This is a genomic window from Methanosarcina sp. DH1 (genome assembly GCF_020804205.1).
Lineage (GTDB): Archaea > Halobacteriota > Methanosarcinia > Methanosarcinales > Methanosarcinaceae > Methanosarcina > Methanosarcina vacuolata.
On the sequence record NZ_WJBJ01000017.1, the window covers coordinates 1 to 24,385 of the forward strand.

A 24,385-nucleotide genomic window follows, 5' to 3' on the forward strand; every position below is an offset into this window, starting at 1 on the left:
AAGTATATCTTGAATTAACCTGCTTGCCCAGGTAGCTCAGTGGGAGAGCGCTGCCCTGAAGAGGCAGTTGTCCCCGGTTCGAATCCGGGTCTGGGCACCATCTTCGGACATCAGTAGTGTAGCGGTCATCACCGGGCGTTGCCAACGCTCGAACCCGGGTTCGAATCCCGGCTGGTGTATTACTTTTTTAACACAGTGCTTCGGATAAGTATTCCGACGCAAAAATCATAAGCAACATGGGCTCGTGGTCTAGACGGTTATGACGTCGCCTTGACATGGCGGAGGTCCTGAGTTCGAATCTCAGCGGGCCCACTAAAAAAATTTCCGGAGATTTTTCCGGAAAGTAAAAAAGAAAACGAAAATCAGGATATCAATTAATCGAAGTATATCTTGAATTAACCTGCTTGCCCAGGTAGCTCAGTGGGAGAGCGCTGCCCTGAAGAGGCAGTTGTCCCCGGTTCGAATCCGGGTCTGGGCACCATCTTCRRACATCAGTAGTGTAGCGGTCATCACCGGGCGTTGCCAACGCTCGAACCCGGGTTCGAATCCCGGCTGGTGTATATTTAATTTTTTCTAATTTTTTGAGTCATTTTCGAATAAGGTCAGGTTTAAGAATAAGATAATTATTAAGAATAACAGGTTGTATCGGTAAGTTTTTTACCTTTTTTCGTCTTTATCTACTCTTTTCTTTATCTACACTTTTCTTTATCTACACTTTTCTTTATCTACTCTTTTCTTTATCTACTCTTTTCTTTATCTACACTTTTCTTTATCTATTCCTTTCTTTATCTACACTTTTCTTTATCTGCCTCTTTCCTTTAACGGTATTTATTTGCGACATTTCCCGGACCGACCTGATATTAATATTTTTTGCTTTGAGTTTGAAACATTTATTCTATTGACCAGATTTCCAATAAAACATTATCTTCTAATTAAATACTTCCTATTTTTATTTTAAAATTTCAGTTTTAAATCTTTTTTGTCAAGCTTATGAACGATATCTAATTCAATGTTAACCTATAGTTATTATTTGAGTTTAGAGGTGATGATATCCACGAGTTTTGAAAACCAGGTATGTTAACCAGGTATTGTCAACCAAAAAATTAATTAAAACATAAAATGATTATAATTATTGGATATACATCTCAAGAAGACAGAGAATAAGTCTGCTTGAAGAGATCTATACCAACTATGTTGCAAACCTGAAAAATCGTAAGGAGATCTAAAATGACAGGAAAGTTCCAGAAGAGAAATGCGGAAAGGAAAGGCGTTAGAAAAGAATATGAACTGGAGCAGAAGTTAATTAAGGAAGTCGTGAGCGAAATTCAGGTAAGCGGCGGTGGAGCAATAGAGTGAGTAGAAAAGTACACATAACAATCCAGGCTGGAGAGATTTCTGAGCAGACCGTAGAAGTAGCTGAGAGCGCTACCTACGAAGACCTGCTTAATACATTGGATATAAATCAGGAAACAGTACTTGTATTAAATGGAGGGAATGCTGTTCCCCTTGATGGAACAGTCAGTTCCGATAAACTTACAATCCTCAGAGTTGTCACAGGGGGCTGAACTGCCAGCAAAAGGCAGACCCCTCCTTTATTACAATTCTTTTTTCCACCTTTTTTGAAGTGTTTCGTCTCGGGAGGACGGTGCCGTTTCGCTCACTTCGTTCGCTCAAGCGGAGTAATCTTTGGAGAAAGGTTAGAGAGAGGTTCTATTTTCAACGTTCTCAGGAGAGTTAATTTACTCAAATTACCCCTGGGTCATGCAGCATAAGTCATTTTAAAAACTGTTTGCCAGCAAGATATTTCAAAAAATGATTGACCGAAAACTCCACAACATGGTCGGCGTGATCAACCGGCGTAACGGTTGATCCAGAAAAGTAGAGAACAGGAATGAAAAATGACTCGAATAATTAAGATTTTTGTTTCCATAATGGTCGAATTCAAGAGAAGAATTGTCAGCCATTATGGAGCAAATTCGTTTTGAAGGTTTTTACTTTGAGGGAGTAAGAGGCACCTTTTTACTCATAACCTTCAGCTTCTTAATTGCTGAGATGGTTGCCTGAGATTCTTTGTAAATTTTGTCTTCGTAATAACTGATGATCTCGTCAACTGGAGCTGCAAGAGCATAGATCTTTATTGGGCGCCCTTTACCGGGTTTCTTTTCCGAACGAACGCTAACCCATGACTGATTGCGCATCAGCCTCATTGCAAGACTTACTTCTGGTTGTCTTAGTCCGGTACTGATTTCTATTTCACGGGATGAAGCCTCGTCAACATTCATAAGATATGCCATAGTTGTAGCGACATTTCTGGACATTCCAAGGTTCCTTAACGTTTCAATAAAAATGTGGTCGTTTTCGTCCAGCACTTTAACTTCATAGTCTTTCATGATAACCCCTTCTTTCATAGAATTTTACGGATAAGTTTGTCAGTTAAATAATATTAAGATACTTATGTTTAAGCCTTCAAGAAAGGTTTTTATAATTATCTTTTAAAACTGACGACAATCTCTAAATATACACACAGTATGTATATTTATAAGGTAACCTATTTCGTTTTGAAATTTTAAACATAATAAAAAACGTTTTTACGCAATGTAGCGGATTATTTCTGTTTTAAGTATAACAACCGGCATTAAAAGTAAATACCAGATGTCTATAACTGGCTACTAGAGCCCGTTTTATCCGTTTTATGAGATTGATGGGAAGAGCCTTACAGGTTGATCAATTAAACCTGTATAGGTATATAATTAGAAGGTTATTCATCTCTAACAATTAATAATGTACTCATACTATTTAAAGTTGTATATATTAAAAAGGAGTTGAAAAACTTTCAACTAGCCCTGGCATGGGAAACTATTTAATGTTTTTGGCATTCATCCTGTATTATAATATTCTTTTCTATATAAAAAATTTCAGGTATCATATTGACAATATTATAATTTTACTGATTAATAATTTGGACTCAGGTATCAGGGGAAAGTAGGATTCAAGAGCAAACTGAATATTTATACTCAAGTCAGTGTTTGTCCATAATTATACGGTTGATATTTTCATGATCAATTTCCGGTGCCAGAAGTGTTTACATTTTGTGCATCAATATATGGCTATTGTAAATGAATTGAAAAAAGGCAGGAACATTTCTATTTTATTTGTCTTCATTTTTAAACAAAATAAATTTTCCAAAAAAATAAGAAAATTTATATGTTTAAAGACTAAAAGGTCACTTAAAGCTAATTCTTAAATATTTTTCCTAAACTTTATTGACTATATTACAAATATATCAAAGACACTTCTGGTTATTACTATTGCATGTATTGCCGAGCACTAATTACTTGCTATTAATATCATAACCAGGTAGCTCTAAGATGAACATGGATCAAGTGGTCAAATGGGGACTGAAAAGTTAAAGATTCATCTTATATTTTTTGCATTGGTTATTCTCCAGTTATCTATGTTTTCTGGTGTTAGTGTAGCCAGTGCTGCTTCGGATGAGCAGGATATCGAGGGCTTAATTGAGAATTTCAATGCACAGGATGTAGACGTTAAAGCTGACTCCGTAAAAACTCTGGTTGAAGCTGGAGAGCCCGCAGTAGGACCTTTAATCCAGACACTGGATTCCAAAGACCCGGAAATCCGTGAAAACGCAGCTATCACTCTTGGTAAGATCAAAGATGAAAGAGCTGTAGATCCACTCATCAAATTGTTGACGGATGAAGAATGGGAAGTTGAAAGTGCTGCAAACAATGCTCTTGTTGAAATCGGAAAGCCTGCTGTAGAGCCCCTAATTAAGATCTTGCAGGACAAAAATGAAGATGTTTTTCTCCAGATGAAAGTTATTGCAGTCCTTGCTGGAATAAAAGATGAAAGGGCAATTCAGCCTATGATTCAGGCCTTGAAAGAAGAACCAGAACTTGATGCAGATCTGGGTTATAACCTTGGTCTTATGGGTGAACCTGCTGTAGAACCTTTGATCCAGGTTCTTGACGATGAAGACCCCAGAGTTCGGGTGCGTGCAGCTGAAGCTCTCGGCAGAATTGGAGATGAACGTGCGATTGATCCTCTTACAGATGCCCTGAATGATAAAGATGAGACTGTTCGGACATTTGCAAAAATGGGGCTTGAAAGCATTGAAACTCAAAAGAAAAATACGTTAATTGCCACTTATGGAAAGGAACGCGAATTCTATATTGAAGACCAGAGACGAGAATGGTTCGATCAACTTAACAAAATCTGCGACCTTGCGAGAGATCCCCTGGAACCTTATACTTATCCCCAGGGGCCGGTTATAAGCCATGGTTGGGGTATTGAAAACCGCATAGGAGTAGGAATTCTGGAAGGCTCGGAAGTTAACAATTCAACTCTTGATAATATTTACAATATATTTGACCAGGCGGGAAAAGAGATTGGAGTTGCCGATGTGCCTGTCATATTCAGCTATGCAGAATTTCCTGTAGATGCGGAGCTCTTACCGAAGCTAGCAGAAGACATCGAAAAGACCGAAGAACCAGCAGGAGCTGAAGATACTAACGAAACTGAAGAATCGGCAGAAGATCTACAGTCTCCTGTTAGTACTCCAGGACTCGGGGCAATGTTTGTTTTGTCAGAGTTATTGATTTCAGCCCTCATAGTAAACAGACGCTGATTTGAATATGACTTAGAAGACGCGGATTTAAGTGTGATTTAAATCTTCGGTATGGGTTGAGGTATATGTGTCCTGCGATAAAGAATTCGTTAATTCTCGCGTTATTATTACTTGTTTTTTCAGTTATTCCCGTTTCAGTTGCTTCAGCGACTGAAATCGTTCTCGATACCGGACACCATCATCTTGGTGACGATTTTAAAGAAAAATTGAACCCAGTTGATCCTGAAGGGCTGATTTACACAGCAAATTTCACCCTGGACCCTTCAGTAGATATAGAAAGTGCAGAACTCATATTGACAGGCAGAAGTATTGTTCCGGGACCAACAGATGAATTTTCAGATAAAGTATATCTCAATGAGATAGAAATAGGTTCCCTTAATGACTATGTTCCGGCAGAAACTCCAGATTCCGTTGCAGTAAATATTTCAATTCCGGTTCATCCCTCTCTTTTCAATCCAGGAAACAATTCCCTGAAAATCAGCGCCGGAAGTGATGCTAATGACAGTAACTACGATGACTTCGAGTTTTACGATCTTTCATTCCATCTAACTGAAACTGAACCTGTAACCCTTGAGCCACCTTTGAAAGTTGCCTGGACTTATGAACTACCCTGGGAACTTGGGTATGAGATACCCCCAGAGGTAACACTTGCTGCGGGTGGAGTCCTCTACTTTGCTAGAGAGGACTTTGGAAAGACTATTATTATAGCAGTGGACGCGGAAACCGGCGTCTTACTCTGGAGTAAGGAATGGGATGGTGAACAGGGTATTAGTCTGGGATATAATGACGGGGTTTTGTTTGCCGTACACTCCTCAAATATTGATGCACTGGACGCAAAGACCGGAAAACTGTTGTGGAGTAAAAAATATCTGAGTGTCTCGTGGGGAACTCCCGTTATTTTTGGAAATACGTTGTTTATCAGCACACCCGACGACAGATATATGGCTGCTGTTGATGCGGAAAACGGGGCTTTGAAGTGGGAATATGAATTCAACAGAACCGACTTTGAAACTGAAGGGAGCAGCTATTACAGGTTGTCAGGACCTGTGGTGAATGGAAATATCGTGGTATTCAGATACTATGCCTCTCATTCCACCTATACCGAACCCATCGCGATACCTGAAGATCCAGAGTTAGAGCCGGAACTGGAAAAGCCCATAGTAAAAGAGGGTTTAATTGCGCTCAATGCGCATACGGGAAAGGCGACATGGGAATATGTATATCCAGGCGAGGTTTTATATTTCGAACCATTCCTTTACAGAGACCTGGTTTATACTACTCTTGGCGAGAGAGATATTATCGCATTGTCTGTTGAATCCGGAGAAGAAGTCTGGAAAACAAACAACGGCAAATGGTCAAATGTTGTTGAAGCAATAAATGGCAAATTATTTGTTGATTTTTCAAGTCCTGGCATCTTACAGGCAGAAACTGGCGAAATCTTGAATGAGTATCCCGGTTCAAAAGTGAGTTTTTCCTCATCTGTTATCAGCGATAAATTCGTATATTCCACGGACCGGAACAATATACATGTTTTTAATTCCAGTACTGGAGAACTCATATGGAGCAGCAGCAAAATAAAAGGATATGATGTGTCGAAGCCCGTACTTCACAAAGGCAAATTATACCTGATTTCATCAGAGGGGACGCTATATGCATTTGAGCATGGGGAAGAAGGTATGTTCTTTACAAAGGGCCTGGAGAGTTCTGCATTATATTATTTCCCCCAGATTGCCATTGCTGAAATGTTAATTCTACTGGTCATACTTCTAATCAAAGTAAAAAACAGGGCCCTTATCTTTGGTTCCTGGCTAATAGCTCTAACAGGGGTTATTTTTCTATCTCTTAAAGCCTTAGAACCTTATATCGTAGGGTTTGTATTCGGATTAATGTCTGCTTTTGTCTTCTTGTTTATGTTTATAATCTTTCTGATTGGCATTGCTTTTCTTAGGTATGGGATCAGGAAGGGGAAGCAGTCTTGAGGAGAATTGAGATTTTTGGAGTTGAGATTTTTAGAGTTGAAATTTTTGGAGTTGAGATTTTTAGATTTGAGATTTTTAGAGTTGGGATTTTTAGAGTTGGGATTTTTAGAGTTGGGATTTTTAGAGTTGGGATTTTTAGAGTTGGGATTTTTAGAGTTGGGATTTTTAGAGTTGGGATTTTTGGAGATCACTGGATGAATAAAAAAATTACATAATTCGGAGAAGCATAATGAAAAGATTGTTGTTCATATCACTGCTATTGTTTGTTTCTATTCTAACTTTAGCTGCTTCCATTTCAAATGTTTCGGCGGCCGAAGTAGTTATCGATACCGGACACCATCATTTGGGTGACGATTTTAAAGAAGAATTGAACCCAGACGATCCTGAAGGGCTGGTTTACACAGCAAATTTCACCCTGAACCCTTCAGTAGATATCGAAAGTGCAGAACTCACATTGACGGTCAGAAGTATTGTTCCGGGACCAACGGATGAATTTTCAGATAAAATATATCTCAATGAGATCGAAATAGGGTCTCTTAATGACTATGTTCCGGCAGAAACTCCGGATTCCGTTGCAGTGAATATTACAATTCCGGTTCATCCCTCTCTTTTCAATCCAGGAAACAATACCCTGAAAATCAGCGCCGGAAGTGATGCTAATGGCAGTAACTACGATGACTTTGAGTTTTATGACGTTTCATTCCATCTAAATGAAACTGAACCTGTAACCCTTGAGCCACCTTTGAAAGTTGCCTGGACTTATAAACTACCCTGGAAATATGTTTGTGAGAAGCCGGCTGTGAAAACACTTGTTAAGGACGGGGTCCTCTACCTTAGTGGAGATCTTGAAGAGGGCCTTATAGCAGTTGATGCAGAAACAGGCGAACCACTCTGGAATAAGGAATGGAGTGCCAGTCTGGCGTATAAGAATGGGGTTCTGTTTGCGGTACACTCTTCAAAAATTGAGGCGCTGGATGCAAAGACCGGTAAACCGTTATGGAGTAAGGAGTATTCTGATGACGGGTGGGATAACCCCCTCATTTTTGCAGATACATTGTTTGTCAGCACGCCTTACAACAGATATGTGGCTGCTATTGATACTGAAAATGGCACTTTGAAATGGAAATATGAATTCAATATTACATCCTTTGAAACTGGCGGAAGCACTTATTACCAGATGTCAGGTCCTCTGATGAATGGAAATACTTTTGTGTCCAGATATTCTGCCGTTCATTCCATCTATACCGAACCCGTCGAAATAGATCCTGATGAGCCAGAACCAGAGACTGATGAGTCTGAAGTAGAAGATGGTCTAGTTTCCCTGGATGCAAACACAGGAAAAGAGATATGGAGATACTCGAACTTAAGCACATACTCTTACAGCCCCTTCCTTTACAAAGACCTGATTTATATTGAGAATAATGGAACTATTCTTGCGTTGTCCGCTGAGTCTGGCGAAGAGGTCTGGAAAACAAATGCTGGCGAGTGGGCGGATATTATTGAAGTAAAAAATGATAGAATGCTCGTTAATACCGGCAAATCTTTCCTGTTAAATGCAAGCACCGGAGAAGTCTTAAAAGAACTCTCTTATCCCGAAAAAGAATTTCCTTATCCCGAAATTCCGGTTGCTTCGTCCATGATAACTGACAAATATGTATATTCAACAGGCCCATATAACATAAGAGTGTTTAATTCCGACAAAGGAGAAACGGTATGGTCCAGTAGCCGAATAAAAGGCACCTCAGTATCGGACCCAACGGTCTACAAAGACAAACTATACCTGGTTTCAACTGAAGGTATATTGTACGCCTTTGAGCACGGTGAAGAAGGTTTGCTCTTTACCAGGGGGCTCGAGAACTCTGCTACTTATTATTTCCCCCCGATTGCTATTGCCGGAATGATTCTTCTACTGGCATTACTCCTTAGAAATAGCAGTAATAAGTCCCTTGTACTTGGTCCCTGGCTGATAGCCTTGTCAGGTGTCCTTTTGCTCTCGCTTAAAGCTATCGATCCTTATACCTGTGCCTGGAGTTTACTTGGTTTTCTATTTATTCTGATCTTCTTTTTCTTCATGCCTCTAGCCTTTCTTGTTGGCATTGCGTTTCTTGTTTCCGGGATCAGAAAGAAGAAAGCCTGGGGAAAATAATAAGAAAGGGGGACTGATATGAACGCAATTGAAGTGTACAGGATCTGACCTGAAGGAGGAATGAAGAAATGATAAACAACACTGATGTATCGAAATACGGAACTGATGACAGAAAATTGTCAGATTTGAAAGATAAAACCCGGTAGAAAATAATCCTTTAATGCATTAGCCTTTTCCTTATATTTCATTTCAGCAACCTAGTAAGCCTGTTTACAGGCTGGATAGAAAATCCTTCGGTGAGATTTGTTGTTCGGGAGATCTTCCTGAGATTGCCCCTTACTTTTGTCTTCTTCTGGCTGTTTGCACATTATGTTATCGAGAGGCCTTTATCCTTCTTTTTGATCAGAAAAACTATAAACGAGATCTGAAATGGATTGGAGTCGGGTTCGTTTTGCCTTTATCTGTGATCTTAATTTATAAAACATAAGGCAGAAAACCCCTGAGTCTTTAGCTCAGGGGATGAATGCCATTAACTTTAACCCTGATTCCTGATGCATCAGTTCGCGTTACTTGTGTCATTCTTTATTGATTCATTTCCCTCACTCTTTGTTGATTCGTTTCCTTCACTCTTTATTGATTCGTTTCCTTCACTCTTTGTTGATTCGTTTCCTTCACTCTTTGGTTCCAGGACATTACCAAAATTATTTGTTGTTTGTTCCGATAGATTCTGTCTCACGAGATAATCTTCGATCTCCAGTCTTTTCATTTCTTCAGGATAGTTTTCAGGAAGGTGTTCCAGATCCTCAAGACTTTCAATCCGGACTGGCTCAAGTTTCTGGTCTTCTTCGAGCATTTTCCTTACCGTCTCGTTCTGTTCGGCAAGGGCGCGAATTTCATCGTTGCTGAGCCGGTTTAATTCGTCACCTTCTTCGAACCAGGGGTCGCCTTCATTAAACCAGGGCGCACCTGCGTTTTCTTCCCCTTCCTCTTCCCCTTGATCTGCAACTTTTTGTATGCCATCAGCAGGCGCAAAGAAGGCAACAGCCAGCAATAGCACAATAACCAGCGCAGCCATTCCTGATTTCACGTTTCAAATCACCTGCCCTGCTCTGTCATTTATTTCTCTGTTTTCTTTTTTCCTTTGCATACTTTATCCCGACTCCATACTTTTTAAATATTAAATTTATTTGTCGTTTTTTCCTCATTTTATTAAACTAAAAGAAAAAGATTAAATTTTATATTATAATATTTTATATTATTTTCATATTAGTTTTTTCACAGAAAAGTTATATGATTTAATATTTATTTCTTATTTTGTAAAATCGTCGATTTCCTGTATTCTACACTGGTCTGTGGAGAAGCTTTTATGAAGAAAACATGGGCAGCAATAATCGTATTTTTCGTATGTGTTCTTGGAATTCTCGGTACATTTTACGAAAGCCAGGTCAAGGCAACCGTTGATGTGGTCCTTTTTGGCCATGTGAGTTATACGGATGAGGAACTGCAGGAGTTGTATGAAAAATATGATATTACGGAAAATGACCTCAAATTTGCCAGAGGAGAACTTCCGAATTATCTGGACGGCACGGTTTTTCAAAGTAACTCAAGAGTCATTGTCAGCGAGACAGGAGAGCCACCGGAGAGTTCGAAAGAAGGTGTGGATTATGACGTTGTAATGAGCGAGCAGGAAATGTTAGCAATAATAGAGGAAGCAAGGGTGGCTTATATTGAAAAATACGGAGTAGACCCCTCAAATCCCAAAATTGACGAGGTCGAAGGCTATCTTATCCCGGTACAGGAGGCAAAAAAACTCGCGTTTCTTAGCATGGTAAGAGAAAGAGAATGAACTACTCGTTAAATCTAAAGATTTAACGGGCTTCCTAATTCATAGATGACCATCGACATTTCCAAAGGCTTTAATTCCGGCTGAAATAGCTCTCGACCTCACATATCACCGCCTTGGGGATACTTTTTAAAAAGAATTAACCACGGCTGAGTCTGAAGGACTGGTTTACGTCTTAACATTTTCCCTTAATTCATCAGCGATATAGAAAGTGCAGAACTTATAGTGTTGGTTAAAAGTGTTGTTCCGGAATTAATTTTAGGAAATAATTTATTTTAGTGGTCCCTGCGCTGGTATTTGGGAGTCGTGGAGGGCCCAATACCCTATATTTGCCCAATAATTTCCTCTACAGCAGACTAGTTTTCATATTTATGGGCGTCGTTATGTTTGCATTTGCCTGTAGAAGGTCTAAGAAATGAGTTTCGCCGTCTGTTCCTGCATGACCTGTCCTGAAATGCAGAAGTGAATCTTATAACTATATTTTATGAATTTTATAATTACATTTCATGATTCTTATAGTTATATTTTATGAATTTTATAATTATAGATTATAGTTGGTGGAAAATTTTTAATATTACTTAACCCAACAATACACCCCTTTTTTATTTATGGGGAGCAAAAATGGAAAGTTCCAGGCTTCTTGAAAAAATGGACCATTATTATCAAAAAAATTTAAAATAACGTAAATTTTTAGAGGAATACAGAGATATTACCTGCAATGTCTTCCTCTATCTCAGGAAAATTAATTCCCTGGGCAATCCCACGATCTCCGAACTGGCAAAGACCATGGAGGTCAGCAAACCTTCTGCCAGCAACATGGTTTCTATAATGGCGGAAAAGGTCTGCTGAAAACAGAGGCTTCCGCGAAAGACGGAAGGATCTGCCTGCTTGAACTTGCCGATAAAGGAAAAAGGTAGTTGAGATCAAATACTGGGCTGATATGAGGTCCTATGAAAAGACCCGGGAAATTCTGTATGAAGAGGAATTTGAGGTTATGGAGAGAATCTTTGAGAATATAGCTACCGGGCTTGATGAGGAAAAAGTATGACAGATGAACGGGAAATGAGGTCTGCAAGTATCGGAAAGCTTTTCCTGAAATTCGTTCTCCCGGCAACCATCGGGTTGATCGTTGCTGGAATCCAGGGAGTGATTGACGGTTTCTTTGTCGGGAATGCTGTGGGCAGCCAGGGGCTTGCGGCGATAACTCTTGCATTTCCCGCACTTCTAGCCATAGTTGCTGTAGGGCACATGATCGGAATCGGGACTTCAAGCCTTGTGGCCCTGGCCCTTGGAAGAGCTAACCGACAGGAAGCTCTCAAGCTCGTACATAATGCTTTTCCCCTGCTCCTGCTTGCGGGAATAGGTCTTACCTCCATAGGGCTTGCCTTATCGGGTTCTTATCTTCGCCTCCTGGGAGCTTCTGGCCCGGTCTTTGACATGGCAAATAGTTACATTAGAGTCTTATTTTCAGGTTCTGTACTCCTGATTCTGGCCATTGCTCTCGATCCTCTTGTAAGAAATGATGGAAAACCAAGACTTGCTATGACATGCGTGGTTGCGAGTGTTCTCGTAAACATGGTTCTTGACTACGTATTTGTCATGCGAATGGGAATGGGGGTTGCTGGGGCTGCCATAGCCACGGTTATTGCTTTCTCTTTTTCCGGAATTCTGCTGGCTCTGTATTTTTTTAGCGGATGGGCTGGACTGAGGCTAAAACCCAGTTCCCTCTCTCTGGATTCGAGAATTATTCTGAAAATTATGAAAACAGGCCTTCCTTCCTTTGCAATGCAGTTTTCAACTTTCGTCCTGCTCTTTGCGAACGAGTACATGCTGCTCAGTTACGGCTCGGAACTTGCAGTTTCAGGCTATGGAATTATAGGTTACGTCTTTTCGATTTTCTCCCTGATCTTTGAAGGAATAGCAGTCGGTACCCAGCCGATCATCGGTTTTAATTACGGGGCCCGTTGTTATTCCCGGGTTGCAGGGACCTTGAAGATAGCTGTTATCTCCTGCTTCGTGACAGGGTTGATTGGTTTCATGCTTCTCTCTATGTATCCGGAACAGTTTATCCTTATTTTCAACCACGACAGCCCCGAACTCCTGAAAATTACCCTTAACGGCATGGAGATTTTCGTGTTTGCTCTCCTTACCCATGGGACGGTTATGCTGGGTTCCGTATATTTCCAGTCGATAAACAAAATCAGATACGCTCTTTTCATCCAGCTAGGAACAGTTTTTCTCTTCCTCCTTCCTCTGCTCTGGATTTTACCTTCCTTACTTGACCTTAACGGGGTCTGGCTCGCAACCCCGGCTGCGGAATTCCTGATGTCCCTGGTCGTTCTGGGCTTGCTCTGGAAAGAGTTCGGTTTTCTCAAGAATGGGATAACTGTAAGTGAGGAAGGAAACTTCCCTGCTTCTGATATTGTATTAACTCCAAATGACGATTAAATGTATTCATACTCCACTGTGAACACTGTCGTAAGAACTTCTCGCATACGGAATTCATGAATCCAGACATCAAGAAGGAAAAAATCGCATCGCCCTTTTCCAAGACCAGTCATAACCCGCTGCTTCCATTGTGAGCATTGCAGGCACAGTTTTTGGGACACAGACGGCTACCCGGATAAAAATAGTAGATAGCTGCCTTTAGCAGCTCATTTTTCCTGCGACTTGATTTTTCTGCAATCCGGCTTTTTGAGTTTCCAGCTTTCTCAGCTCATCTGCAACGGATCTACCTTCATGTACTCCCGCAGCACGGTTGTTGCGTAACTTCCCTTTGGCAGCATGAACTCAAGCACAGCTTTTGAATTTCCCGGGTTCAGTTCGTCTTCAGCAACCTCAAACTTCGGCTCAACCTGAAGGAGGATTTCCCGCCTTGTGCCTTTCGAGCTCATCTCAGGAACTTTTTCTATATTGAAACCTTGCAGAGGGACTTTGAGTTCATCGAGAACTGCCTGTTCGATCTCTCCCGGAATGCCTGACGCAAATTCCGTACTGTAACCCGGAAGGGGAGCGGTTACGAAGGCCCGGTTTCTCTTAATCAGGCGGTTCATGGCATTTACGGTTTCTGCAGTGGCTTTTTCGGTTTTTGAAGAATCCGGCAGGCCATGTTCATTCTTGAAACAGACAATATCGCCTTCTACAGCCTCGTTTAAGGGAAGGCCTTTTTCGATCCTCCTGCACAGGACTGTGTTATATATGTAGGACTGGTAGCCGTGTACAAACATCCTGTAGAGGTTTTTCGGGAGAACAAGAAAAGCTCCTGCAAAATCATCCGGGTTTGCGATCAGATGGTTCATCATTGCTCTTTCATGCCCAAGGTGGAGATGATAGATTTTCAGGCCTTCTTTGAAATCGAGAGTATCTTTTACAAACTGGCGAGCTTTCCGTGTATCTTCCGGCTCGTCAGGGAAGGGATCGGCAATATAGAGCAGGGCAGCTTTTTCAAAGTCTCCCTCAACAATGGCTTTTCCTACCAGATGCGTGACAGGACGTACCGAGCCAAAGCGCTGGATCCCGAAGAAGTTCGGAACGCCGCTCTGAGCCAGGATCTCGTTTGTGGTCTTTTCGAGCAGTTTGTGTGTCTCCTCACTCGAATGGTTTATATTCCGGATGGTAATTCTGAAATTGTTTCCCCACAGGTCTCCGAGTTCAACGGATTTTCGGGAACGTCCAAGGACTTTTAGCTCTACGTCTTTTAAGTGGATCTTCTCAATTTCCTGGGCGTCAATATCAAAAATGCTGATTTTCTGAGTTGTAAGTGCGCGTTTGTCCTTTGTGCCTGCAACGCTGATTCGCTTCTGGCTTACCTGGAGGATTTTTGCGAGAGTCCGGGTCAGGTGATGTGTGTCCCAGTCGCGCTTTACTAGCTCAAGAATCAGGTATTTTCCTTCCTGTCCTTCCTCCCGGTTCGTAATTTCTCTGACAATAAAATCCTCCACTTCCTGCCGAAGCTGCCCTCCGAGGCCGTCAGTATCCGTGGAGTAAAGATTTATTCCGATCTGTTTTTCAATTTCCGGCACTTGCATGGATTAAAAACACTCCTCTATTGTGTGTTTTGTGAAAATTATAAAGACCACCTGGGGTTGATATCAATAGCTTTTACTTCATTCGTGTCTAAAAAGGTCCAGCCTCTATATGTTTCGTTTCCTTCAGCAGCTTTAACTTTCGCAGGGGCCGTTTTTCCGGGAAGCCCTCCTGCGTAAAGGCTTGAGGTCGGGTCGAGCATCAGCCAGGAACCATATTCGTCGGTCAGGTAATTTACATCAACGTTTCCGTAATAGGACCTTACACCTCTGACTGCAGCATCTGTCGCAGCGGTTCCATTGCCTATATATACTGCTGCAAAGGCATGAGTATTGGTCAGGTAGACCCGGGTTGTGCCTCCTACAGCCTCGAGCATGGATGAAAGGAGAATTGCCTGATCTTCACAATCCCCGGCTCCTATTCTCAGGGTAACGTTGGCTGGCTCCCAGATGTCATTACCTCTTGGGTCACTTACGTATTCGACCTTCTCTTTTACCATGTCAAAGAGGGCACAGACCTGATAGATATTATATGCTCCCGGATATGTGCGAGCCACCAGGACTGCCTTTTCCCTTATATCAGGTTCGGCTGGTTCCACAAGCTGGTTTATGGTCTCAAAGTAAGGCGAAGGATTGTCTCGGTATACTGGATTTGCTTTTTCTGGCATTGGCTTCAGGTTTACAGTAAAGTTTTTCAGAGAATAAGATCCGTAGTCGTGCCATTTTCCTTCCGAGGTAGAGGCAAGCAGCCAGAGGACAATACTGAAATTTGCTTTTTGTTCTTCAGGGATATGAATCGGGATTACTCCGATATACTGCTCCTCACCTGGATTGATCAAAACTCCGCAGTCCTCAGAATAAATCCGACTTTCAGAGGCATTAACCGAAACCCCGTACTTGTCTATAAAAATTGGGTTTCGGCCTTCGTTTTTGAGATTGATTCTAACATAGCCTTTTCCCCCCTGGTAAAAATCTGAAGTCTGGTAGTTGCTGTTCAGGGAGAATCCAGGCTGCAAAGGAGTTCTCAGGATGGGAGTGAGTTTGTTTTCCCTGGGGGAGTATGTGAGTGTTGCCGGGAAAGTAAATAAAGCCGGTTGGGGTGTAAAAACACTCTCCTGGCTTTCGGGGTCCAGTCCTGAGGAGATATAACCTATTATTTCTTCTCTGAAATTCTCAATCGAATCCGAAGACAGCACTCCGGTGAGTGCGGCGAGTACGAGGCATACGCATAAAATAGCAATTATTGAGGCTACCTCTCTTCCTCTTGAAGCCTTTGAATTCCTCATGGTTTCCTCCTGAATTGAACGCAGGCGGAACCTTTTTCCTCACCAGAGGATCTATTGAATCGACAGCCCAGGCCCGGTTTCATTTTATTACTGTATTCCCAAACCTGACTTTCAGGTTCTTGACACTTAAACAAGTTTAAGGTCCCGCGTAACTTTATCTATAAGCTCTTCTTTTGCCGGCCCTATTCCGAGGACTGTAACCGTTCCCGACGGAATTTCCGTAAGTCCTGCGTCCTGTATAAGAGCAGTAGGTAGCCCTTCCCTTCTTGCTTTTTCCTTAAGTTCATACAGGTCATTAAGGGTAGGGACTTTAAGGACAATTTTTTTCTGCCCGCCTTCTTTCCATTTTTCAAGGTCACTTTTGCTTGCCCATTCTGAAGCAGAAATGGCAGCATGAGCTACCTGCACTGCAAACTTGCCTTTGGAAAGCTTCAGGTCCTCCCGGGTAACTATACACTGTTTATATTCACTCATTTTTTGCCTCGGGTTTATTGAAGGTCCGTCTGTTTCTTAAATGTTTTCAATGAGGGTATCCGGATCGGCTTTATATCTCGGTTTTGATACTTATTCTTTGATCCTCTATATTGTGACCGAGCCGGGCCCGAAGTATTAAATCAAACAATTAAATCACATAATTTTTAAAAATTTACGAAATTCAAATAGTTGTTCTACGAAATTCAAATAGTTGTATTTGATATTATAGGTGGCATCATTTATAATTATTTCATAAAATTTTTTCGATGTATTCTATAATATACTCTGCCGGATTTATCCCCCATGCATCAAAAATACCTTTTCCGGATGGTGTTCCATTGACTTCAAGAATTTTAGGGCCCCCCTCAGTTTGGCCGGAATTAATATCAATTTCTTTACTAAGAATGCCCTCGGTCATACCTTCTATAATATCAACACCGGCAAAAGTTGTGCTCACTGCCAGGGCAGCCTTTTCAGCAATTCCTTTTTGTTCTTCCGTGAGTGTACACCGGTCTGCACTTCCTCCCTGGCTCAGATTATTAACCCAGGAGCCAGATGCTGCTTTACGGTAAATTGCCCCAATAGCCTTACCGTCAACAACAAAGGCCCTGATATCTCTTCCCGGATTCTCTATGAACTCCTGTATATACAGCATACCTCTCTCTTGAAGCAGTTGAGTGAGAATTGTTTCCAGGGATGAAGATTCTACTTTTCTATCCGAAAATCGGACTTCGCCGTTCCTTACTCTTGCAATATCCTTTCCTTTATATCCAAAAACAGGCTTAATAACAGCGTCTCCAAATCTTGATATTGCCTTCAGGGCTGCTTCCATATCCTGCACAGCTACGGTTCTTGGAACAGGGAGTCCGGCCTTTGCCAGAAGATAGGAAGCATGATATTTATTTGCAGCATTCCGGATAGCTTCTGGGGAATTGACAACAGGGATTCCTTCGTCTCCCAGTTCACGCAGGATATCAAACCTGAAAGATACGCCTTCGAAAGCTCCTGCGCCCACATCTCTTACAATTATCGCGTCAAGGTCAGAAAGTTTTATATCTCCCACTTTGAAGGCCACAGTTGAGCTTTCAGCTTTCGATTCCCAAGCTGCCGAATTCATGCTGACCTTTGCAGTCCTGAGATCCAGAACAAAAGGAGAAAAATCCTTTTTTCTCGCTGCGTCAGTAAGTGCCCTGGCTGTCCAATCCTCCGGGTCAGTGATGACAATCCCTATTTTTTTCATAGATCATCATCGGGAGAATCCCAGATCAAGTTTACGATATGGAAGTACATGAGGTCTGAAATATAGGAGGTCTGAAATCCAGGAGGTCTGAACCTGTTTTCTATTTTCCTTCTATCAGACCTGTTCAGGAAGGGCCTCAAGCCCCTTCTTTTTTCGGTATTCATTTATTGCACTGTGGATTGCTTCTCTGGAAAGAACCGAACACTCCAGCTTGCCCGGAGGCAGGCCTTCGAGAGCCTCAGCAACGGCCTCGTTTGTAAGTCCCCAGGCTTCTTTGAGGGTTTTGCCTTTAATTAATTCGGTTGCCATGCTGCTGGACGCAATTGCTGCTGCACACCCGAAAGTCTGAAACTTCGCATCTTCAACTCGGTCGTCCCGAATTTTCAGGAAAATCTTCATGTGGTCTCCATGTGGATTTCCAGCTTCTCCGACCCCGTCAGCGTCCTCAATTTCCCCTACGTTTCTTGGGTTCATGAAATGGTCCATGACCTTTTTATTGTACACAAAACTCCCCCTGTTTTCATATTCCTGTACACTTGCGATTTATTTTTTACACGCGTTTTCAGGTTTATAGAATGGAGATATAGCCCTGAGCTTTTCAACGGTCTCAGGCAGTACCTCAAGTACATAATCAATGTCTTCTTCGGAATTATCATCTCCAAGGGACAGGCGAAGGGAACCCTGGGCTATCTCCGGAGGCAGTCCTATTGCCCTGAGCACATGCGAGGGCTCAGGAGAACCTGAGGAACAGGCACTCCCTGTAGAACTGCATATCCCCATCTCGTCAAGCATGAGAAGCAGAGATTCGCCTTCGATGTATTCAAAACTGAAATTCAGGTTGTCCGGAAGGCGTTTTTCCGGATGTCCGTTAAGCCTGAAGTCCGAAATTTTCAGGACTCCTGCAAGGAGGCGGTCTCTCAGTCTCTTCATTTTCTCATTATGCTTCTCTATATTTCCTGTTGCAAGTCCTATTGCTTTTCCCAATCCTACAATACCTGATACATTCTCGGTTCCTGCTCGCTTTTTGCGCTCCTGGCCGCCCCCGTGCATATAGTTATCAATTTCTGTCCCTTCTCGCAAATAGAGCGCTCCTATTCCTTTGGGCCCATAGAACTTATGGGAAGAAAGAGAAAGCATGTCAACATTCTTTTCTTTCTTTTCCATCTCAAGGGGAATTTTACCAATTACCTGAACGGCATCAGTATGGAAAGGAATTTCATATTCTCTTGCGATCTCGCCTATCTTATGAATAGGCTCTATTGTCCCGATTTCATTATTCGCATACATCACCGAGATCAGGATAGTATCATCTCTAATTGCAGCTTCAACCTCTGCAGGGTCTACAAGCCCATAACTGTCTACAGGCAGGTAAGTCACATCAAAGCCCTGAGTCTCCAGGTACTTACAGGGATAGAGCACTGCATGATGTTCAATTGGTGTGGTAATGATATGTTTTCCTTTCATTTTCCTGGCAAAAGCCGTTCCCTTGATAGCCCAGTTATCGGACTCGGTTCCTCCGGAGGTGAAATATATTTCCTCAGGACTAGCTCCCAGAGCCTTTGCAAGCTGTTCACGGGCGGTCTCTATCGCCTCTTTACCTTCTCTCCCAATTGAATACAGGGAAGAAGGGTTTCCAAAATGTTCGTTTAAAAAAGGCAGCATAGCTTCAAACACTTCAGGCTTTGTGAAAGTGGTGGCTGCGTGGTCCATATAGACAAAGCGCTTTTCTCCCATCAGAACCCCCTATGAAAATAGGGGTTTACGCAATATGAATTTATTGCATATTCCGCTTTCTGGAATTTTTTGCCAGATTAACGCAAGTATACTTCACCCATAATGTCGAGATTGATATAATTACTATAACTTAGCTGCTGCCTGTTAAACTGAGTCCATTAATTGACATCCGACATAAGCTAACTGATAGAGTTAAACTGAAATATCTATTTAACAGCGTCTAATAGTTGTCTAATAGTTGTCTAATAGTTGTCTAATAGTTGTCTAATAGTTGTCTAATAGTTGTCTAATAGTTGTCTAATCTGCCGTGAGTGCCTATCAGAGAATACCTGCCGCTGCTTTTGAATTTACTTTGATTTTCATTTTACAGTATACCTTTGAGGAAGTACGACCTCAACAAAAGGCAGCCTTTTACCCCTTAATCATATAAAAAATAATTCATTTTGAGCCAAAACTTATATCCTATCAGGAATAATATATTTGGTAGCTTGTTGTAGTATTTTGCAGCGAGGTCGGACAGGTATGATTTTTAAGCAATACAATCGTTTAGCTTAAAACGCCTTTATCTGAGGTCCTGTTCGGGGGAATTGATACATTGTCAGTTAAAGGTCAAAAACGGCTTTTAAATGGAACTCAAGGTTGGGATCAGTAAGTTTTTCTGTACTGCTGGATAGTCTTTCAGGTTCTTTGTGTACTGCCAGAATATCTTTTCGATTTCAGGGCTTTTGACCGCCTGATCTTGCAGTTTTAAAAATGGAAATCCAAGGGGGATTAGTTACGAATCGGCTAAAAATATGTCCAAAGTGCCATGCCAGATTAAAAGTGAGCTCAGATGGAAAGATAGAATACTGTAGTGTTTGTAAGTACTGGACAAAAGTGGGTACCGCAAGGCTCGATTCTATCATGATTTACGGGTGAGGACCCTCCATGAAAAATGAAGATATTTCGATGTTTTGCAGCGTATGCCAGACAATGTTAAAACGTCAAGTCCTGGGTTCTAATGTCTTCTATTATTGTCGAAACTGTGGAAGTATGATTTCGGAAGCATACTTATCAGGGGGAGTAAATATCTTCCACACTCAAAAACCGACATCTATAGACCCGACATCTTCGCCTTCAAACCCCATGAAGACGCCTGAAACTGTAATAGAGACTTAAACTGAAAAAAGGAGTTTAGTTTTTGAAAAACTGGAAAAATTAGCTTCTTAGGAGCTTTAATAGCTCTCAAGTTCTCTTTTCTAATTTTTAGTTATTATTAAGAATTTTTGTCAGATCAAAAATTTTTCATTTTTTTCTATTGATTATTGGTTTTTGAACGGCTTTATACATTTTATTCTGAAAAAAATCATCAATCTTTCTTGACTGAAAATTTCATATGTATCTTTCTTCAGCACTTCTTACCAGAACAAACGATTATAGAAATAAAAAAAAAGTTAAGTTAAGAAGATTGTTTAAGGAGATTAATTCCGATAAAACCAGTCCTAAAGCGGCTTTTTTCAATGCCCTGCTTTGAGCAGTTTGCAAACGTTTTCTACTTCGGACCTGAACTCGTCCTGAGATATTCCATAAAGGCCTGCAAGATACATTGCTCCACCAGCCCCTGCGCCCTCCTTGATCGTACCAGTCTCATACCTGTGAAGCCCTTTGAGTTCGGATTTTCCAAAACCAGGGTCTGCAACATAGACTGCGGGTACACCAAGGATTCTGGTAAGTTCAGTAAAGTTTGCGGATTTATCTTCCACAACATACCGGGTAGTGGCAATCGCCAGCTTTTCCGTATTGAAACCCAGGTGTTTTATCAATGCATATACTGCCACCATCTGAGTCCCTCCTGCAAGCACAACACTCACGTCAGTGCCCTGGAAACCTGCAACCAGACCTATAACAGCCGGCATCATCGGGTCTCCCATGCAGGAAATAGCTTTCATGGGATCATCTTTCAGGCAGCCAAAAGTCAGGCCTGATGCTTTCAAGCCCTCTTCAATGACCTGTTTCTTAAGGTCAAGGGGATTTTCATCAGCACTGCTGCTGACATTCCCATTGTATCCCAGCGCCATTAAAACCCCCATCGCAGTTGTTGTGCCGCCTGGAATGCTTTCTCCAATAACTACATGGTCCACCTGGTTTCTGAGTCTCCTGCCCAGGAACTTTGCCCGCTCATAGATCCCCTGTACATCGTTGACTGCAACTGGTTCCCGGATATCTTCTCCGGGCTTTGCCTTGAGGTCAATGCATGGGACTTCCGGGGTTACAATAAGGCCGGAATTAATGAAATGGTAGGGAGCGTCCGTAAGTTTCAACGCCGAACGGGTCATAATTGCAGGAGTCGGAGTGTCATAAGGAGGAGTCATAGGGAGAACAGGTACACTGATAATATTTCCTGTTTCCATAAGTTCCGCATCCCCTGCAGGTGTATAGTCTGTAAGTTCAGCCGTTTTTCCTGCAGCTGAAAGCTTGGGAATATGTGCAGTTTTGGTATTGGAAAGCACGCATAAAAACATCGGTCTTCTGGGTTTTCTGGTCACTTCCGGTTCGATCCAGGCCATATCATATCTCCTTTATGAATAGAATCAACTTACTCACCAACTGTTGACCCGCAACCGTTGCGCCGGTTGATCACGCCGGATAGGGTTTGGGGATAAGGTTCTCAAACTCAAATGGTCAGGGTTTTCGGGCAAGCCGTTTCAAAAAACTGCTTTCCCGAAATCGTTGCGCCGGTTGATCACGCCGGATAGGGTTCGGGGATAAGTTCATCAAATTCGAACTTTGCTTCGTTTTTGGGGTTTTCGCACAAACTTTTTTTGAAAATGCTTGCGGAGGGGCAGCTTTTAAGAAAGGTTGATTCTTTCTGAAATCCAATGAGAATTCTTCAACTTACTATTTAATATTTATCTATAAGCAAATATAATTTAATATTACTCAAGTTAAGTTTACTTTATTTCTTGTTCTTTTCGAGTTCAGCTGCTTAATTTTAACTTAGAGTTTATTAAAAATCAGTTGAGTACGTTTTTATATATAACTATTCCTGATAGCTTGTTTTTAGGTTCAGGTTGTAAAGACTCAAATAATAACATGCATAAAATAAAAAGAAAAAGATGAAAGCCGGAGCAAATACTTAATAATTGGCTTTCCAATTGTGCTACGCCGGCTTTTCAATTGTGCCAGATCGACTTTTCAATTGTGCCAGAGCAGTTTTCTTGTTTTAATATGTTCTTGCCACGTAAACACGGGTTTCGGTTTCTTCTCCGCATATAGGGCACTTTTCTTTTTTGTCTCTTTTTTGCTCCAGAGGGATTCCAAGGATTCCTGCACCGATTACGTCTTCCATAGCAAGTCCGCATTCTCTCTTTCCGCACCAGGGAATTGTGGCAACACCAATCTGGATTTTTTCTTTTACTTCTTCAAGTTCGGCGCAGTCAAATATGCGGTTTTCAAGTTCGACTTTCGCTTTTTGATACAGGCTTTCGTGGATTGCCTCAAACTTTGAACTCACGCCAGCTTCGATTTCAGAGAGCGGGATCTGTTCTTTTTCTCCGGAATCTCTTCTTACAGCTACAGCGACATTATTCTGAAGGTCTCTGGGACCGATTTCGAGCCTGAGGGGTACGCCTTTCATTTCCCACTTGTAGTACTTTGCTCCGGGACGAAGGTCACTTGCATCGATTTCGACTCTGACCCCGGCTTTAGTCAGGCGTTCCTTTACATCCTTGCAGGCTGCAAGTACCTCTTCAGCTCCCTTCTTGAAGATAATAGGGATAATTACAACCTGTACAGGCGCGATCTCAGGGGGCAAAACCAGCCCTTTGTCATCTCCGTGGATGGAAATCGTAGCTGCAATCGACCTTTCGGAAATCCCGTAACAGGTCTGATAGGCATAACGCTGTTCGCCATCAGGAGCTTCATACTTAATGTCAAAAGTCTTTGCAAAGTTATCTCCCAAATGGTGGACTGTACCAATCTGAAGGGTCTTTCCATCAGGCATAACTGCATCAAGAGCATCTGTGTAATCTGCGCCCGGGAATTTATCCCAATCAGGTCTCCTTGAGCGAAGCACAGGAACTCCAAGCCTGCGGTATATTTCAGTATAGAGCCCAATAGCTTCCTTAACCTGAGCTTCTGCATCTTCCCAGGTAGCATGGACTGTATGGGCCTCTTTAAAGGAAGTGATCTCTCTAAGCCTTATCAAGGGACGTGTATGTTTTGTCTCATAGCGGAAAGTATTGACTATCTGATAAATTTTAACAGGGAAATCAGCATGTGACCTGACCCACATTTTGTACATCGGATAAATGGCAGTCTCACTTGTTGGGCGAAGAGCCAGAGGGATATCAAGGGGATCTCTTCCGCCGTGGGTTACCCAGTATACCTCGTCTTCAAAACCTTTAATATGTTCGGCTTCCTTCATGAACTCATTTTCGGGGATAAGTAGAGGGAAGAGAGCTTCCTGGTGTCCACTGTTGTCAAGAATTTCTCTTATGATATTATAGGTATTTCTTCGGATTGCAAAGCCGAAAGGGTACCAGACATATAATCCTTTTACAGGATAGCGGACATCCATTATTTCGGCCATCCAAAGGAGTTCGTTATACCATTCGCTGAATTCCTCTTTTGGAGGGAGTGCTGCTTCTTTTTCACTTTCTGCCATACCTTCACCGTATTATAGCAATCTGAAATAACTCTTAAATTCTTAAATTCATTGAACAAACTTTCAAATTGACCAACCTGGTTACTAAACTAATTTGGCAAGTGTTTAAATTGACCAGGTAGATATTAATTTGATCAATAGATGTAAATCGATCAAATAAATTGTTAAATTGACCAAATAGACGTTAATTTGATCAATACAGGTAAATCGATCAAATAAATTGTTAAATTGACCAAATAGGCGTTAATTTGATCAATACAGGTAAATCGATCAAATAAATGTTTAAATTGACCAAATAAACGTTAATTTGATCAATACAGGTAAATCGATCAAATAAATTGTTAAATTGACCAAATAAATTTTTAAACTTGTCTGGTTTTCTTTCCCTCCGGAAATTCTAAAGGAATATCTCTGGGCAGCCACCTTTT

21 protein-coding genes and 5 tRNA genes are annotated in these 24,385 nt (G+C 41.6%); 16 read left to right on the plus strand and 10 right to left on the minus strand.

Annotated elements, in window-relative coordinates; genetic code table 11:
• Positions 1-25 precede the first annotated feature (25 nt).
• The 7 genes from FXW07_RS08050 (at position 26) to FXW07_RS08075 (ending at position 1,565) form a co-directional block, all read left to right on the plus strand.
• Positions 26-100, plus strand: a tRNA-Phe gene (locus FXW07_RS08050).
• A 7-nt stretch (positions 101-107) separates the two neighbouring features.
• Positions 108-179 (plus strand) — tRNA-Gly (locus tag FXW07_RS08055).
• Between the two features lie 59 nt (positions 180-238).
• A tRNA-Val gene (locus tag FXW07_RS08060) sits at positions 239-312 on the plus strand.
• Positions 313-406: 94 nt separating this feature from the next.
• Positions 407-481 (plus strand) — tRNA-Phe (locus tag FXW07_RS08065).
• Positions 482-488: 7 nt separating this feature from the next.
• Positions 489-560, plus strand: a tRNA-Gly gene (locus FXW07_RS08070).
• A 667-nt stretch (positions 561-1,227) separates the two neighbouring features.
• Complete coding sequence (locus FXW07_RS19265; protein WP_255678959.1) at positions 1,228-1,356, plus strand: hypothetical protein; 129 nt, start codon at positions 1,228-1,230, stop codon at positions 1,354-1,356.
• Positions 1,353-1,565, plus strand: a complete 213-nt coding sequence (locus tag FXW07_RS08075; protein WP_048121346.1) for a MoaD/ThiS family protein — start codon at positions 1,353-1,355, stop codon at positions 1,563-1,565. The genes FXW07_RS19265 and FXW07_RS08075 overlap by 4 nt, the downstream gene beginning before the upstream one ends.
• A 426-nt stretch (positions 1,566-1,991) precedes the next feature.
• Here FXW07_RS08075 and FXW07_RS08080 read toward each other — a convergent pair whose 3' ends face one another.
• A complete protein-coding gene (locus FXW07_RS08080; protein WP_011308457.1) occupies positions 1,992-2,390 on the minus strand; it encodes a hypothetical protein in 399 nt (132 codons plus the stop codon).
• Between the two features lie 1,001 nt (positions 2,391-3,391).
• On the opposite strand from FXW07_RS08080, the gene FXW07_RS08085 reads away from it, so the two are divergent.
• The 4 genes from FXW07_RS08085 (at position 3,392) to FXW07_RS08100 (ending at position 8,770) form a co-directional block, all read left to right on the plus strand.
• Entirely contained in the window at positions 3,392-4,645 is a 1,254-nt protein-coding gene (locus FXW07_RS08085; protein WP_229394997.1) for a HEAT repeat domain-containing protein, read from the plus strand.
• A 65-nt stretch (positions 4,646-4,710) separates the two neighbouring features.
• Entirely contained in the window at positions 4,711-6,624 is a 1,914-nt protein-coding gene (locus FXW07_RS08090; RefSeq protein ID WP_229394998.1) for a PQQ-binding-like beta-propeller repeat protein, read from the plus strand.
• Between the two features lie 6 nt (positions 6,625-6,630).
• Entirely contained in the window at positions 6,631-6,822 is a 192-nt protein-coding gene (locus FXW07_RS08095; RefSeq protein ID WP_229394999.1) for a hypothetical protein, read from the plus strand.
• Positions 6,823-6,853: 31 nt separating this feature from the next.
• On the plus strand, positions 6,854-8,770 hold the full coding sequence (locus FXW07_RS08100) for a PQQ-like beta-propeller repeat protein (protein ID WP_229395000.1): 1,917 nt from the start codon (positions 6,854-6,856) through the stop codon (positions 8,768-8,770).
• 496 nt (positions 8,771-9,266) lie between these two features.
• On the opposite strand, the gene FXW07_RS08105 is transcribed toward FXW07_RS08100, so the two are convergent.
• Positions 9,267-9,797 carry a hypothetical protein gene (locus FXW07_RS08105; RefSeq protein ID WP_229395001.1) on the minus strand — a complete coding sequence of 177 codons (531 nt, stop codon included), beginning with the start codon at positions 9,795-9,797 and terminating at the stop codon, positions 9,267-9,269.
• A 279-nt stretch (positions 9,798-10,076) separates the two neighbouring features.
• Between FXW07_RS08105 and FXW07_RS08110 the strand changes: the two genes are divergently transcribed.
• The 3 genes from FXW07_RS08110 to FXW07_RS08120 all read left to right on the plus strand — a co-directional run bounded on the left by FXW07_RS08110 (position 10,077) and on the right by FXW07_RS08120 (position 13,001).
• Positions 10,077-10,556: a hypothetical protein gene (locus FXW07_RS08110; RefSeq protein WP_229395002.1), complete on the plus strand. Its 480-nt coding sequence runs from the start codon at positions 10,077-10,079 to the stop codon at positions 10,554-10,556.
• A gap of 762 nt (positions 10,557-11,318) precedes the next feature.
• On the plus strand, positions 11,319-11,402 hold the full coding sequence (locus FXW07_RS08115) for a hypothetical protein (RefSeq protein WP_332310051.1): 84 nt from the start codon (positions 11,319-11,321) through the stop codon (positions 11,400-11,402).
• Between the two features lie 195 nt (positions 11,403-11,597).
• Positions 11,598-13,001 (plus strand): MATE family efflux transporter, encoded by a 1,404-nt coding sequence (locus FXW07_RS08120; RefSeq protein ID WP_229395003.1) that lies wholly within the window; start codon positions 11,598-11,600, stop codon positions 12,999-13,001.
• 263 nt (positions 13,002-13,264) lie between these two features.
• On the opposite strand, the gene truD is transcribed toward FXW07_RS08120, so the two are convergent.
• The 6 genes from truD to nifS form a co-directional block, all read right to left on the minus strand.
• Positions 13,265-14,581: a tRNA pseudouridine(13) synthase TruD gene (truD, locus tag FXW07_RS08125; RefSeq protein WP_229395004.1), complete on the minus strand. Its 1,317-nt coding sequence runs from the start codon at positions 14,579-14,581 to the stop codon at positions 13,265-13,267.
• Positions 14,582-14,619: 38 nt separating this feature from the next.
• Positions 14,620-15,864 carry a transglutaminase family protein gene (locus FXW07_RS08130; RefSeq protein ID WP_229395005.1) on the minus strand — a complete coding sequence of 415 codons (1,245 nt, stop codon included), beginning with the start codon at positions 15,862-15,864 and terminating at the stop codon, positions 14,620-14,622.
• 126 nt (positions 15,865-15,990) lie between these two features.
• Complete coding sequence (pth2, locus tag FXW07_RS08135) at positions 15,991-16,338, minus strand: peptidyl-tRNA hydrolase Pth2 (RefSeq protein WP_229395006.1); 348 nt, start codon at positions 16,336-16,338, stop codon at positions 15,991-15,993.
• Positions 16,339-16,588: 250 nt separating this feature from the next.
• Positions 16,589-17,578: a tetrahydromethanopterin:alpha-L-glutamate ligase gene (gene mptN / locus FXW07_RS08140; protein ID WP_229395007.1), complete on the minus strand. Its 990-nt coding sequence runs from the start codon at positions 17,576-17,578 to the stop codon at positions 16,589-16,591.
• 114 nt (positions 17,579-17,692) lie between these two features.
• Entirely contained in the window at positions 17,693-18,082 is a 390-nt protein-coding gene (gene nifU / locus FXW07_RS08145; RefSeq protein WP_229395008.1) for a Fe-S cluster assembly scaffold protein NifU, read from the minus strand.
• A 39-nt stretch (positions 18,083-18,121) separates the two neighbouring features.
• Positions 18,122-19,312, minus strand: coding sequence for a cysteine desulfurase NifS (gene nifS / locus FXW07_RS08150; RefSeq protein ID WP_229395009.1), 1,191 nt, complete (start codon positions 19,310-19,312; stop codon positions 18,122-18,124).
• Between the two features lie 753 nt (positions 19,313-20,065).
• Here nifS and FXW07_RS08155 point away from each other — a divergent pair.
• A complete protein-coding gene (locus tag FXW07_RS08155) occupies positions 20,066-20,230 on the plus strand; it encodes a hypothetical protein (protein WP_229395010.1) in 165 nt (54 codons plus the stop codon).
• Between the two features lie 114 nt (positions 20,231-20,344).
• Positions 20,345-20,470 (plus strand): hypothetical protein, encoded by a 126-nt coding sequence (locus tag FXW07_RS19270; RefSeq protein WP_255678967.1) that lies wholly within the window; start codon positions 20,345-20,347, stop codon positions 20,468-20,470.
• 338 nt (positions 20,471-20,808) lie between these two features.
• On the opposite strand, the gene cobT is transcribed toward FXW07_RS19270, so the two are convergent.
• Together cobT and proS are read right to left on the minus strand one after the other, a co-directional pair.
• Positions 20,809-21,858 carry a nicotinate mononucleotide-dependent phosphoribosyltransferase CobT gene (gene cobT / locus FXW07_RS08160; protein WP_229395011.1) on the minus strand — a complete coding sequence of 350 codons (1,050 nt, stop codon included), beginning with the start codon at positions 21,856-21,858 and terminating at the stop codon, positions 20,809-20,811.
• Between the two features lie 656 nt (positions 21,859-22,514).
• On the minus strand, positions 22,515-23,957 hold the full coding sequence (gene proS, locus FXW07_RS08165; protein ID WP_048121374.1) for a proline--tRNA ligase: 1,443 nt from the start codon (positions 23,955-23,957) through the stop codon (positions 22,515-22,517).
• Positions 23,958-24,385 lie beyond the last annotated feature (428 nt).

Coding starts and splice junctions, on each gene's coding strand:
- FXW07_RS19265 (WP_255678959.1), top strand. CDS start 1,228: ATGACAGGAAAGTTCCAGAAGAGAAATGCGGAAAGGAAAGGCGTTAGA.
- FXW07_RS08080 (WP_011308457.1), bottom strand. CDS start 2,390: ATGAAAGACTATGAAGTTAAAGTGCTGGACGAAAACGACCACATTTTT.
- FXW07_RS08085 (WP_229394997.1), top strand. CDS start 3,392: ATGGGGACTGAAAAGTTAAAGATTCATCTTATATTTTTTGCATTGGTT.
- FXW07_RS08090 (WP_229394998.1), top strand. CDS start 4,711: ATGTGTCCTGCGATAAAGAATTCGTTAATTCTCGCGTTATTATTACTT.
- FXW07_RS08100 (WP_229395000.1), top strand. CDS start 6,854: ATGAAAAGATTGTTGTTCATATCACTGCTATTGTTTGTTTCTATTCTA.
- FXW07_RS08110 (WP_229395002.1), top strand. CDS start 10,077: ATGAAGAAAACATGGGCAGCAATAATCGTATTTTTCGTATGTGTTCTT.
- FXW07_RS08120 (WP_229395003.1), top strand. CDS start 11,598: ATGACAGATGAACGGGAAATGAGGTCTGCAAGTATCGGAAAGCTTTTC.
- truD (WP_229395004.1), bottom strand. CDS start 14,581: ATGCAAGTGCCGGAAATTGAAAAACAGATCGGAATAAATCTTTACTCC.
- FXW07_RS08130 (WP_229395005.1), bottom strand. CDS start 15,864: ATGAGGAATTCAAAGGCTTCAAGAGGAAGAGAGGTAGCCTCAATAATT.
- pth2 (WP_229395006.1), bottom strand. CDS start 16,338: ATGAGTGAATATAAACAGTGTATAGTTACCCGGGAGGACCTGAAGCTT.
- mptN (WP_229395007.1), bottom strand. CDS start 17,578: ATGAAAAAAATAGGGATTGTCATCACTGACCCGGAGGATTGGACAGCC.
- nifS (WP_229395009.1), bottom strand. CDS start 19,312: ATGGGAGAAAAGCGCTTTGTCTATATGGACCACGCAGCCACCACTTTC.
- FXW07_RS08155 (WP_229395010.1), top strand. CDS start 20,066: ATGGAAATCCAAGGGGGATTAGTTACGAATCGGCTAAAAATATGTCCA.
- FXW07_RS19270 (WP_255678967.1), top strand. CDS start 20,345: ATGATTTCGGAAGCATACTTATCAGGGGGAGTAAATATCTTCCACACT.
- cobT (WP_229395011.1), bottom strand. CDS start 21,858: ATGGCCTGGATCGAACCGGAAGTGACCAGAAAACCCAGAAGACCGATG.
- proS (WP_048121374.1), bottom strand. CDS start 23,957: ATGGCAGAAAGTGAAAAAGAAGCAGCACTCCCTCCAAAAGAGGAATTC.